Origin of the sequence: Prevotella phocaeensis (assembly GCF_900065875.1) — a bacterium.
Lineage (GTDB): Bacteria > Bacteroidota > Bacteroidia > Bacteroidales > Bacteroidaceae > Prevotella > Prevotella phocaeensis.
Genome location: NZ_LT160624.1, coordinates 170,183 through 183,083 on the forward strand (window position 1 = coordinate 170,183; position 12,901 = coordinate 183,083).

A 12,901-nucleotide genomic window follows, 5' to 3' on the forward strand; every position below is an offset into this window, starting at 1 on the left:
AAAATAGTTTTCGTACATAAAATGAATAAACAATGAAAATGAAATATCTTTTCTTGATAGGGATTTCTCTGACAGCTTTACCTATGGCAGCCCAAGAGACGTATGAGGATACCAAACTCGTAGAAAACGACCTAAATGGAACTGCACGTTATGTAGGTATGGGAGGGGCAATGGATGCCTTGGGAGCAGATTTGTCGACGATTAGTTCGAACCCTGCAGGACTCGGACTCTTCAGACGTTCTATGGCGGCCATCTCTTTTGGCATGGTTTCGCAGCAAGACGGTAAAAACTTCCGCAACGGAAACAAAACTAACGCCAGTTTTGATCAGGTCGGTTTTGTTTACACCATGCGCGAAAGTCGTAACTCTTTCCTTAATATAGGATTTAACTATCATAAGAGTCGTAACTTCGATTATATTCTTTCTGCGGCAGGCGGTCTGAAAGATGCTTCTCAGAATACGCAGTCGTTCCTTAAGGGTATTGCAGGAGGAGATAAAGACACACAATCTAAGTTCAATATTGCGAATGATCATGGTAATTTGAAAGGTGTAGATCCGCGAATAAGTCAATTGGATAATCTCTATTACAACGCTTTTTTAGCGAACAGTAACGGACAACTTGCACGCAACACTGCCAATGCTTATGTCATGAACCGTGCAAACACCGGTTATATCGGAGAGTATGATTTCAATGTAAGCGGTAATATCAACAACCGTATATATCTCGGTATTACGTTCGGTCTTCATGATGTACACTACAAGGGGGTAAGTGAATATACGGAAAATCTGCTCGATTATAAAAATGAAAATGTGGGGACAGTTGCCATAAACGACGAACGACGGATTACAGGAACAGGCTTCGACGTAAAAATAGGTGCGATTTTTCGCCCTATAGAATCGTCGCCTTTCCGTATAGGTCTATCTATTGCGACGCCTACATGGTACAATCTCACTACGCAGAACTATACTTATTTAGTAAATGGTACGCAATATCAGGGTTATAATCCCAACTATACGACGGGTGCCTCTTACGATTTCAAACTATATACTCCGTGGAAATTCGGTGTAAGTTTAGGGCATACGGTAGGTAAATATCTTGCTTTAGGCGCAAGTTATGAATATGCAGATTATGGAAGTATGGATAATAGAGTCAATGATGGTACGCATTATAGCTATTTTTATGGTGGATATTATGAGGCGAGCCATAGTGATCGGGCGATGAATGATCATACGAAAGAAACGTTGAAAGGGGTTTCTACTTTCAAAATAGGTGCCGAAGTAAAGGTTTCGCCGGAGTTTGCTATCCGCATGGGTTATAATTATTTATCGCCGATGTTTAATAAAAACGGGTTTAAGAACGGTTTGATAGATAGTTATAGTACAAACTATAGTTCTGCCACAGATTATACTAATTGGAAAGCCACGAACCGTATAACACTCGGACTTGGTTATGCTGTGAAGAATTTTTCTGTAGATTTGGCATATCAGTATAGCGTAACAGAGGGTGATTTTTATCCATTCATGAATTCATATGGAGATTTCTGGTCGCTGAATACGAATACTAATAAAATTGAAAAAGAAGAAATCAACAACTATACAAATGCGGTGAGTGTGAATAATAAGCGTCATCAATTGTTATTGACGCTTGGTTACAGGTTCTAATAATCGATAAGTTAAATATTTTAGCCTGAAAGTATTCCTATAATACTTTCAGGCTTTTCTTATGTTATTACTCATTATTGCGTGAAATAAATTGCCGGCCTATCTTGCATGGAAGCTAATTTTATTGAGTTTATATGCTATGTTTATTCGCATTAATTGTGTAACGTAATTCTTGATAACAACAGTAAAAGTGAGTCTGTTGTGTAATTTTTATACTGAACTTTGGCTATAATAAAAAATTTTGTTTATCTTTGCACCGTACTTAAGCGTATCTTTTGGCTCCCTCGCTTCTAAGAATAAAATTATTAATCTTGCCTAATTTAAGGGAGCTATAGGCAAATATGTTCTTAATAGATATATAAATGAAACGACTACATTTATTTAGCTTTATCAGTTTGTTTATGTGTGCGTTTGCACTGTTATCCTGCTCTTCAGATGATGACAAGGTATCTTCCGACACCATCAAGGCCAATATTGTGGGAACGTGGCAAGCAACTCATGTGTCTGGTTATATTTTTGATAAAAATGAGAAAGTTGTCGAAGTTGATAAAGATATTATGGGCGAAGATTCCGAACGCTTTATTTTCAAAGACGACGGGACATGTCAATATTTATCAGCCTATTCGGAAATAACCAAAGACTGGAGTGATAAGGAAACTTACAAGTATGATATTAATGAAAATAAAATTTATTTTCATACGCTTATAGGGGTACTTGAGAGTGCTTATACAGTCCTCTCCATTAATGGAAATAGTGCAATTGTGGAGCATAATTTGGATAATGATCCGCGGTATCCGCACCGAATAACATTCATAAAAGTAAGATAAAACAATTATTTTTGTACGGTTAAAACTACCCGAATAATTAAGCACTTACCGATTGCCGGTAGGTGCTTTTTTGTTTAACCACCGAAGATTACCCGAAATATTAGTCGGATATGAGATGCGGAGAGCGATATAATAAATGAAATGCGGATGATTTCGAGGAAATAAACTCTTAAAAAAGAATAAAAATGGCATGAACCTTTCAAGCGATTGCACCTTATTTTATTACCTTTGCGACCAAAAATATACATAACCTATCATGAAGAAAAGTTTTTTCTCTGTTTTATTTGTTGCGTTCATGGTTGCCTCTTTACTGTTCCACCCAGAGTGCATGGCGCAAGGAAAGAAGCGAGAGTTCAGAGGTGCATGGATACAATGTGTCAACGGTCAATTCGAAGGAATTGGTACAGAGAATATGAAACGTATGCTGACTTACCAATTGAATGAGTTGCAAAAGGATGGTGTTAATGCCATCATATTTCAGGTTAGGGCAGAATGCGATGCATTATATAATAGCTCTTTGGAGCCTTGGAGCCGCTTTCTTACGGGAAAGCAGGGCGTTGCTCCGTCGCCCTATTGGGATCCGTTGCAATGGATGATTACCGAATGTCATAAACGAGGTATGGAATTGCATGCATGGATAAACCCATATCGTGCCAAAACTAAGTCTACGGCGACGCTTGCCGGTACGCATGTGGCTATCAAACATCCCGAACGGGTATTTGCTTATGCTAATCAATTTATATTAAATCCCGGAAATCCGGCTAACAGAGAACATATATATAAGGTGGTAGAAGATATTGTTCGGCGATATGATGTAGACGGCATTCACATGGATGATTATTTTTATCCGTATCCTGCAGCTGGCGAAAAAATTCCCGATGACCGCGAGTTTAGGCTATATAATAATGGTATAGCTAATAAGAACGATTGGCGGCGCGACAATGTAAACGTGTTGATAAAACAGCTTTCGGAGAATATTCACAGTCTTAAGCCATGGGTGAAGTTTGGCATATCACCTTTCGGTATTTATCGGAACAAGAAAAACGCCCCACTTATAGGAAGTAATACCAATGGTTTGCAGAATTATGATGATCTGTATGCCGATGTATTGCTATGGATCAACAATGGTTGGGTGGATTACTGTGTGCCACAGTTGTATTGGCAAATAGGGCATCCTGCGGCAGATTACGAAACTCTAATTACTTGGTGGAACAAATATGCCAAGAACCGTCCGCTCTTTATTGGGGAGAACGTGATACGAACAACGGAGTATCCCGACAAAAATAATCCGAAGAATAATCAAATGAACGCAAAGTTCAACCTGCATGACCGTTTGCCCTATGTGAACGGTACCGTGCTGTGGTATGCTAAGGCGGTGGTAGACAATGTAGGCAGTTATGGTACAGCACTTCGCAATTATTATTGGAAACGGCCTGCACTGCAGCCGCTCATGCCGTTCATTGACAGCAAAGCCCCCAAGAAACCCAAAAAGGTGAAACCCGTATGGACTAACGACGGGTATATTCTGTTTTGGCAACAGCCTAAAGGGAGCAAATGGGATGATGTGGTAGAGAAATATGTTGTGTATCGTTTTGAGGATGGGGAAGAAGTCGATCTTGAAAAACCATCGAAGATATTGGCAATAACGAACAAAACTTATTATAAGCTCCCTTACGTAAATGGAACAAAGAAATGCATATATGTTGTTACATCTCTCGATAAAATGAGCAATGAAAGCAAAGGACGTAAAAAACGTGTGAAACTGTAATATAAAAGATCGGATAGAAAAACCACTATCCGATCTTTTATATTGTAAGGCGCATTCAACCATCTATTCAGTATTTCTCGATTTTTTTCTGATAAGCCATATAGCCTATTATTCCGCATATGATGAACAGTAGCCCGATACCCAAAAGAATATTGGATTTTATGTTCGTAACGTATTCGATGCATAGGCATGCCACACCAAGATATACGAATGGAAGCCCTATGTATTTGATGTATCTTTTCATTTTATAGCAGATTTTCGGACAAAAATACTAATAATATTTGTCTGCATCAAAAAAAAAACGTACTTTTGCACCGCATTTGTATAAGGTGCATTTTATTATTAATTATTTTATAAATTTAAAGTAGTATGAATCAATACGAAACCGTTTTCATTTTGACTCCCGTTTTGTCTGATGAACAGATGAAGGAAACGGTCGCTAAATTCAAGAAACTGCTCACCGATAATGGTGCGGAGATCGTGAATGAAGAGGCTTGGGGACTAAAGAAAATGGCTTACCAAATTCAGAAGAAGACCTCGGGCTTCTACTGTTTGTTTGAGTTTAAAGGTGAGCCAACAATTGTGAATAAGCTCGAAACAGGCTATCGCCGCGACGAAAAGGTAATTCGCTATATTACCGTAAGTCTCGACAAATATGCTGTTCAGTATGCAGAGAAGAGGAAACAAAAGTACGCTAAAAAACAGGAGGCATAATCATGGCAGAACAGAATAATTCAGAAATTCGTTATTTGACCGCTCCTTCTATCGACGTCAAGAAAAAGAAGTATTGCCGTTTCAAAAAAAGCGGTATCAAATATATTGACTATAAAGATCCCGAGTTCCTTAAGAAATTCTTGAATGAACAAGGTAAAATTCTTCCGCGTCGCATTACCGGAACATCCTTGAAGTATCAGCGTCGCGTTGCTCAGGCTGTAAAGCGTGCACGCCAGATAGCACTGCTTCCTTACGTAACCGACTTGATGAAATAATTAAAGAGGAGGAAACAGAATGGAAATAATACTGAAAGAAGATATCATCGGACTTGGTTACAAGAACGATATTGTGAATGTAAAGAACGGTTACGGCCGTAACTATCTTATACCACAAGGAAAGGGTGTTATAGCTTCTCCTTCGGCAAAGAAACAACTTGCAGAGGATTTAAAGCAACAGGCACACAAGATTGCTGCTTTGAAAGCAGAGGCTGAGAAGAGAGCAGAGGCCTTGAAAGATGTTGCTTTAACTATTTCGGCAAAGGTAAGCGCAACGGGCGTTACATATGGTTCTGTTGGTGCTGCCAATGTTGCAGAAGAGTTGAAGAAATTGGGCATAGAAGTAGATCGTAAGATTATTACTATGCATGATGCCAAGAAAGTCGGTGATTACGAAGCAACTGTTCACTTCCACAAGGAAGTTGAGATAAAAATACCGGTAAAAGTGGTTGCCGAAAATGCTCCTGTTGTGGCAGCGCCTGTTGAAACAGTAGTAGAGGAGGTTGCCAAGATTGAAGAAACTCCTGCAGAATAATAATTTGCACTGTAAAGCAAACCAATATAAAAATCCCGATTACCGTATAAGGTAATTGGGATTTTTGTTTCGATTTTTATTCAATTTGGGCATTTCGCATTAATAATATACCTCCAATAAAAATATATAACTCAATATTTTGTAATCTGTTTGATTTAGTTTAACTTTGCAGGGCAAATATTTTAAACAGATTAATTAATTTGAATTAGGAAATGAAAGCATTTGTTTTTCCCGGACAGGGTTCTCAATTTGTAGGTATGGGTAAAGACCTGTACGAAAACAACTCTCTTGCAAAAGAATTATTCGACAAAGCTGATGAAATCCTTGGCTTTAAGATTACAGATATTATGTTTGCCGGAACCGATGATGAACTAAAGCAAACTAAGGTTACTCAACCGGCCGTATTCCTGCACAGTGTGATTTTTGCACTTTGCATGGGCAATGAATTTGCTCCTGCAATGGTGGCCGGACACTCGTTGGGCGAGTTCTCTGCGTTGGTTGCAGCTGGAGCGTTGAGCTTTGAAGATGGCCTTCGTCTCGTGCACGCTCGTGCTCTTGCCATGCAGAAAGCATGTGAGATAAGCGAGGGAACTATGGCTGCAATTATCGGATTACCGGACGAGAAAGTGGAGGAAATCTGTGCAGAAGTCAGCACGGAAGATAATGTGGTAATTCCTGCTAACTATAATTGCCTCGGGCAGTTGGTAATTTCGGGGAACGTAAATGCTGTAAATGCGGCATGCGAAAAGCTGAAAGCCGCGGGAGCAAAGCGTGCTCTACCTTTGAAAGTCAGCGGTGCATTTCACTCTCCATTGATGCAACCGGCTAAAGAGGAATTGCAGGTAGCTATTGAACAGACTACTGTCAATGCCCCTAAATGTCCTGTTTATCAGAATGTGGATGGTAAACCGCATACGGATGCTGCCGAAATTAAAAGCAATTTAATTGCCCAGCTGACAAGTCCCGTACGCTGGACTTCTTCGGTACAGAATATGATTGCCGACGGTGCAAATGATTTTACGGAGTGCGGGCCGGGCAAGGCATTGCAGGGAATGATCAGCCGTATTGATAATAGCGTGACGGCTCACGGTATTGAAGAAGCATAATCAATGGAGGATAGTAAGAAAATTATTATCTATCAAGTTCTCACACGTCTTTTCGGCAATCGTAACCAAACTCGTAAAGAGAATGGTTCGGTTGCCGAAAATGGTGTAGGAAAGATGGAAGACTTTACGCCGAAAGTCTTGAAACAAATTCGTGATTTGGGAGTTACGCATGTATGGTTTACGGGCGTTATTCGTCATGCAACCACAACGGACTATTCGCAACGTTACGGCATACCACGCCAACATGCGGAGGTGGTGAAAGGAAAAGCGGGCTCTCCGTATGCTATCGCCGATTATTACGATGTGGATCCTGACCTTGCCATAGATGTGGAAAAACGTATACAGGAGTGGGAGAGCCTGATTGCGCGTACCCATCATGCGGGCATGAAAGTTATTATGGACTTCGTTCCCAACCATGTAGCGAGGGAATATCGGTCGATATGCAAGCCAAATGGAGTAAAAGATTTGGGAGAGAACGACCGAACTGACAGGCAATTCGACCAACAGAATAACTTTTATTACTGTCCTAATCAAGAGCTGTCTCTTGGTTTTATCAATAAGAAGCACAATACTTATTATGAGATGCCTGCCAAAGCTACCGGTAATGATCATTTCGACAATTGCCCGGGACTGAACGATTGGTACGAAACCGTGAAGCTGAATTACGGTGTTGATTATTGCGATGCGAGTGGACGTTCTTACCATTTCGATCCCATACCCAATACATGGCTAAAGATGACGGATATACTTTTGTATTGGATGGCTAAGGGGATAGACGGCTTTCGTTGCGATATGGTGGAAATGGTTCCCACTGCTTTTTGGGCATATGCTATCAGTATTGTAAAAAAGCGTTTTCCTAAGACAGTCTTTATCGGTGAAGTGTATGTTTCTGATCAGTATCGAGCATATATCGAAAGCGGTTTCGATTATCTTTACGATAAGGTGGGGATGTACGACTGCCTACGGGATGTTATCTGCGGAAATCGTCCGGCTGGCGCCATTACATATCAATGGCAACATGTCGATGACATCAATGAGCGTATGCTCTACTTCTTGGAGAACCATGACGAACAGCGTATTGCGAGCGACTTTTTCTGCGGCGATGCTCGTAAGGCCATTCCGGGAGTGATGGTAAGTGCGCTGATGCGTAAAAACCCGTTTATGCTTTATGCCGGACAAGAATACGGTGAACGCGGGATGGACAAGGAAGGCTTCAGCGGAATTGATGGTCGTACGAGCATCTTCGACTACTGGTCGGTTGATGCAATACGCAGAGGATATTTTGCCAAGCTGCAGTTGAAACCGGAAGAACGAAAACTGGCGGCACGATATAAACAGATTTTGAATATCGCTAAACGAGAGCAGGTTGTTGCGAAAGGCGACTTCTTCGATTTGATATATGTAAATCCTATGTCGGATAGTTTCGATCCCCGTTATCAGTATGCTTTTCTGCGAAAGTACCGAAGCACATTGCTGTTTATCATCGTTAACTTCTCTGATAAGACGGTGCAGACAGCTACGATTATTCCCGAACACGCATTCGATTGTCTTAGGATGACGGAGTGCGTTACCAACGGTGTAGAACTGCTGACGGGTAAAAGCCAGACCATTGCATTAAGGAAAGATGGTGTGATAGCAACAATGGTATCTCCATACAGTGGATGTATTTTTAAATTCAATTTATCGATGACGAATATAGACATTAATTTCAACGACCATAACAAGGAAGATTTCCCTCCTGCACACACTGCGGAGCATCTGCTCAATCAAACTATGATGAGAATGTTCGGTTGCGAGCGTTCGAATAATGCACATATAGAGCGGAAGAAGAGCAAAATTACCTATATCTTGGACCATAAGCCAGACCGTAAGGAGGAAAAGGCCATAGAAGATAAGATGAACGAGCTGATACGGGCAGACCTCCCCATAACCTATGAAGTCGTAGACAGAGACCATTTGCCTGTCGATGTAAAAACCGATCGCCTGCCTGCCGACGCCTCAGATATGCTCCGGCTTGTACGGATTGGCGATTACGACGTTTGCCTTTGTATTGGCAAACATGTGCGGTCGACGAGTCAGATAGGTAGATTTGAAATCCTCGGTACAAACTGGGATGAGGAGAAACACGCTTATCGCATTCGGTTCAAAGTGGTGCAGTAGTTGCGAAATCGGCGATTTCTGCACCGATCGAACGAAAAGTATGCATGGCACCTATAATTTCGGTGTTAGTATGCGATCTCCATCAATAAAATAACTGTAAATTAAAAGAAAAATAATATGACAAACGAAAGACAAACATTAAATCGTAATCTGGCTCAAATGTTGAAGGGCGGAGTAATTATGGATGTAACAACGCCCGAACAAGCGCGTATTGCCGAGCAGGCAGGGGCATGTGCCGTAATGGCATTGGAAAGGATTCCGGCCGATATCCGTGCTGCCGGAGGCGTTTCGCGCATGAGCGATCCTAAGATGATAAAAGGAATACAAGAGGCTGTCTCTATTCCCGTGATGGCGAAATGCCGTATCGGCCATTTTGCAGAAGCGCAGATATTGCAGGCCATCGAGATAGATTATATCGATGAAAGCGAAGTGCTGTCGCCTGCCGATCCCATTTACCATATCGACAAAACACAGTTTGCCGTGCCTTTTGTTTGTGGTGCCAAAGATTTAGGCGAAGCGTTGCGTCGAATTGCCGAGGGTGCAACGATGATCCGTACGAAGGGCGAACCCGGAACAGGCGACATTATTCAGGCCGTTACCCACATGCGTTTGATGCAAAGCGAAATACGCAGACTCGTATCGATGGCCGAAGATGAACTCTTCGAAGCAGCTAAACAATTGCAATCGCCCTATGAGCTGGTGAAGTTCGTACACGATAACGGAAAGCTGCCCGTTGTGAACTTTGCTGCCGGAGGCGTTGCCACGCCTGCCGATGCCGCACTGATGATGCAGCTTGGGGCAGAAGGCGTGTTTGTTGGCAGCGGCATCTTCAAGAGCGGTAATCCTGAAAAGCGTGCCGCCGCAATCGTAAAGGCCGTAACGAATTATAACGATGCCAAGATGATTGCCGAACTGTCTGAAAATCTCGGGGAGGCGATGGTCGGCATCAACGAACAGGAAATACAGTTGTTAATGGCCGAACGGGGTAAGTAATGAAAATCGGAATATTAGCCTTACAAGGAGCATTTGCCGAACACGCGCAAATGCTCCGAACTTTAGGAGCCGATACGTTTGAAATCCGCCAGAACGACGATTTAAACCAACCCGTAGACGGTTTGGTTATTCCGGGAGGTGAAAGCACCGTACAGCTTAAGTTGTTGAACGATCTTGATTTGTTAATGCCGATACGCCGGATGATTACAGACGGTATGCCGGTTTTCGGAACATGTGCCGGACTGATACTGCTTTCGAAGAAAGTAGACGGACAGGCTTACGGTGGAATTTCTACCATGAATATACAAACGTGCAGGAATGCTTACGGGCGCCAGCTAGGGAGTTTCTATGCGGAAAGCATGATGGAGGGAGTGGGGGAGAAAGTTCCCATGCCGTTTATTCGCGCGCCTTACATTCAAACTCTTTTGAGTGCCGAATGCCAAACGCTGGCCACGGTCGAAGGGAGAATTGTTGCCGCCTGCGAAGGAAATCAATTGGTAACGGCTTTTCATCCGGAGCTTACAAACGATACCCGTGTGCACGAGTTTTTTTTAAACATCGCGAGTTTGGCCGGACATCGATAGCGTTTACAGTTCGCGGTTAAGGTAAGGGCATGAAAAAATCCCGATCCTGTTCTCGTCGTCGCGACGATCAAAAATGGCGGATCGGGATATCATAGAGAGTTATAAAATAATTTCAAATGCCAAATGTTGAATTCTGAAGCGAAGTTCGGTATTAAGCCGATTGCTGCGTGTTGTGCAATCGATTAGTGTAGAATTTTCTTTTGCGCTCCTTCGTTCTTTATTTCATTTTGTATTATGCCCCCGGTTGAGGCGGTGTTTGGGTTGGTTTTTCGCCTTCTAACTTTACTTCGAGACCTTGCAGAAACTGCTTACGACGCGTAGGATCTGTAGCCGTCCAATGCGTTTCGGGCTGGAAGTTGATGCGTGCGCCCACGATGTGGTCTGTAGAATTAAAGTCTTTGGGCGAATTAGCAGGTTTGCTTTTCAGCCCTACCTTGAATGCACCGAAGCCTTCGAGCACCACGCGGTCGCCGTTCTGCAGATGACGGCGGAACACATTGATCATTTCTTTCAGCACTACGTATACATCGGCCTGTTTAGCCGTGGTGTTGTCTTGTATTTCCTGACTGATTTCTTCGAGGTTTACCACATCGTCTATCACTGCTCGGGCATACCATTTGCCTTTGTAGGCACTGTTCTTGCGGTTGTCTTGATACAACTTGTATTTTACTGCCATAATCGTTTGGTTTTAAAGGGTTAAATATGTTATTTATAAAGAGTTCAGCTTCTTGTTGTAAGGAGACGGTCTTTTTATGCTAAGGAGATGGCCTTTTTACGATAAAAAGACGGCCTCTTTACGATAAGGAGACCGTCTCCTTATAAGCTATGGATTATCGGTTGTTCCATTGCATGTTGTTTACTTGCCATTCTTCGTCGTCTGATACTCCCTGTTTAGCCTCACTTTCGTCCTCACCGGTGTTGTGAAAGGCTACTACGAATTGTGTGATGCCTTTTTCGATCGCGAGGTGGATAACCCTGATGTCGGGAGCTATGTATGTCTTTTTCTTGTTCATTGTGTTGTATGTTTGTTTAATGATTTTCTTTTTTTCCGTTTATTCTGTGATACCTTTGGCAGGATTTGTTACGCGCCGCCCTTGTGGATCGAAGATGATGTCTTCTCCGTTGTCGGTGGGCGATGTGATGGTTGGGATAATAGTAAAAATTTCTTCATGTCCTCTTTGTTTTATAGTTAAATATTTAGTATAAAATTGTGCTTATTTTGTCTTTCAAAGTTTGATGAAAGTACATGAAAAACGTAACAAAGGGAACTTATGTGAGCCCTTTGTTTATGGGGGATACACAACGCTTCGCGCGCGCGTATGAGAACATCTAAAATAGAGGAGTTAAGCGACGGTGTGTGTAAATAAATTCGTAGGCGGGAGGAAATTTACGTGCAACCGTATGTAAATAAATTTGTAAGCGGGAAGAAATTTGCGTGCAGCCGTATGTAATTTTTCCTGCAACCGCATGCGCTTTTCACGGGCTCCGCCCGCCGCCGTCACGAAAGTCGGGAGAGGCAAACGGGCGGGCAGCGAGGAGTTGGAAAGGTAACGGGGTGGGGATAAAGAAGTGGCGGTGGGGAGCTGGAAATATGTCAGCGAAAAATTGAATAAACTGCGGCAGGGAGGCGGAAAGATTGCAGTGAGGAGCAGGAAGGGTTGCAGCGAGGAACTATAAAGGCTTCAGCGAGTAGCAGAATAGATAAAAGGAAAACGGATGCACGGGCAGAGGAAACAGTGCCACTGCCCATCGTAGCGATTTTTAGTAACAATTTATTAATCATTTAAACCTTACAGATTATGAAAATTAAATTAGTAAGACGGAAAAATCCGCAAGACAAGACGAAATCGAAAGTCTATGCTAACGCCGTGAACGCCGGGCGCAAGACGCTGCACGACATTTCTAAGGAAATCGCGGGGCGCTCGTCGCTCACCCGAGGCGATGTAGAAAACGTGCTGCTCAATCTTCTCGACTGCCTGCCCGGATATCTGATGGACGGCTTCAGCGTGCAGCTGGGCGAATTCGGCACGCTTCGCGTTTCGCTCTCGAGCAACGGCGCGGCAGACAGCCACTCGTTCGACACAACAAAGATAAAACCACGCGTGCTGTTCACCCCGGGCGTAGAAATGAAACAATTGCTCAAGAAGACCGCGTACGAAAAGTAAACACGGCGCTGTCGGCGGCGCGGGCGCTACGCCTCGTGGCGGGCAGCGCCCACCGGCCCGAAAACTCATGGCGGCAGGATACCCGTTCACGTGGCGGGCATTCTGCCGTTATT

Annotated in this window: 13 protein-coding genes; 11 read left to right on the forward strand and 2 right to left on the reverse strand. The window is 42.9% G+C overall.

The features are described 5' to 3' along the window. The first annotated feature begins 32 nt into the window (after window positions 1-32). The 10 genes from BN3912_RS06130 to pdxT all read left to right on the forward strand — a co-directional run bounded on the left by BN3912_RS06130 (window position 33) and on the right by pdxT (window position 10,623). A complete protein-coding gene (locus BN3912_RS06130; protein WP_023983189.1) occupies window positions 33-1,661 on the forward strand; it encodes a hypothetical protein in 1,629 nt (542 codons plus the stop codon). Between the two features lie 362 nt (window positions 1,662-2,023). After that, a complete protein-coding gene (locus BN3912_RS06135; protein WP_023983188.1) occupies window positions 2,024-2,488 on the forward strand; it encodes a lipocalin-like domain-containing protein in 465 nt (154 codons plus the stop codon). A gap of 256 nt (window positions 2,489-2,744) precedes the next feature. After that, window positions 2,745-4,256 (forward strand): glycoside hydrolase family 10-like protein, encoded by a 1,512-nt coding sequence (locus tag BN3912_RS06140; protein WP_023983187.1) that lies wholly within the window; start codon window positions 2,745-2,747, stop codon window positions 4,254-4,256. 369 nt (window positions 4,257-4,625) lie between these two features. Further along, window positions 4,626-4,970, forward strand: coding sequence for a 30S ribosomal protein S6 (gene rpsF / locus BN3912_RS06145; RefSeq protein WP_004370536.1), 345 nt, complete (start codon window positions 4,626-4,628; stop codon window positions 4,968-4,970). Between the two features lie 2 nt (window positions 4,971-4,972). Beyond that, complete coding sequence (gene rpsR / locus BN3912_RS06150) at window positions 4,973-5,245, forward strand: 30S ribosomal protein S18 (protein ID WP_004370537.1); 273 nt, start codon at window positions 4,973-4,975, stop codon at window positions 5,243-5,245. 19 nt (window positions 5,246-5,264) lie between these two features. Beyond that, window positions 5,265-5,780, forward strand: coding sequence for a 50S ribosomal protein L9 (gene rplI / locus BN3912_RS06155; protein ID WP_023983185.1), 516 nt, complete (start codon window positions 5,265-5,267; stop codon window positions 5,778-5,780). A 212-nt stretch (window positions 5,781-5,992) separates the two neighbouring features. Then, on the forward strand, window positions 5,993-6,886 hold the full coding sequence (gene fabD / locus BN3912_RS06160; RefSeq protein ID WP_023983184.1) for an ACP S-malonyltransferase: 894 nt from the start codon (window positions 5,993-5,995) through the stop codon (window positions 6,884-6,886). A gap of 3 nt (window positions 6,887-6,889) precedes the next feature. Next, window positions 6,890-9,046 (forward strand): alpha-amylase family glycosyl hydrolase, encoded by a 2,157-nt coding sequence (locus BN3912_RS06165; RefSeq protein WP_023983183.1) that lies wholly within the window; start codon window positions 6,890-6,892, stop codon window positions 9,044-9,046. 117 nt (window positions 9,047-9,163) lie between these two features. After that, window positions 9,164-10,039 (forward strand): pyridoxal 5'-phosphate synthase lyase subunit PdxS, encoded by an 876-nt coding sequence (pdxS, locus tag BN3912_RS06170; RefSeq protein ID WP_023983182.1) that lies wholly within the window; start codon window positions 9,164-9,166, stop codon window positions 10,037-10,039. Beyond that, the gene (gene pdxT, locus BN3912_RS06175) at window positions 10,039-10,623 is read left to right on the forward strand and encodes a pyridoxal 5'-phosphate synthase glutaminase subunit PdxT (RefSeq protein ID WP_023983181.1); all 585 of its coding nucleotides are present in this window, start codon (window positions 10,039-10,041) and stop codon (window positions 10,621-10,623) included. The genes pdxS and pdxT overlap by 1 nt, the downstream gene beginning before the upstream one ends. A gap of 232 nt (window positions 10,624-10,855) precedes the next feature. Here the strand turns inward: pdxT and BN3912_RS06180 are convergent, their stop codons facing one another. After that, on the reverse strand, window positions 10,856-11,299 hold the full coding sequence (locus BN3912_RS06180) for an HU family DNA-binding protein (RefSeq protein ID WP_023983180.1): 444 nt from the start codon (window positions 11,297-11,299) through the stop codon (window positions 10,856-10,858). A gap of 154 nt (window positions 11,300-11,453) precedes the next feature. Beyond that, entirely contained in the window at window positions 11,454-11,636 is a 183-nt protein-coding gene (locus BN3912_RS06185) for a hypothetical protein (protein ID WP_023983179.1), read from the reverse strand. A 786-nt stretch (window positions 11,637-12,422) separates the two neighbouring features. Here BN3912_RS06185 and BN3912_RS06190 point away from each other — a divergent pair. Beyond that, window positions 12,423-12,788, forward strand: coding sequence for an HU family DNA-binding protein (locus BN3912_RS06190; RefSeq protein ID WP_064972273.1), 366 nt, complete (start codon window positions 12,423-12,425; stop codon window positions 12,786-12,788). The last annotated feature ends 113 nt before the right edge of the window (window positions 12,789-12,901 follow it).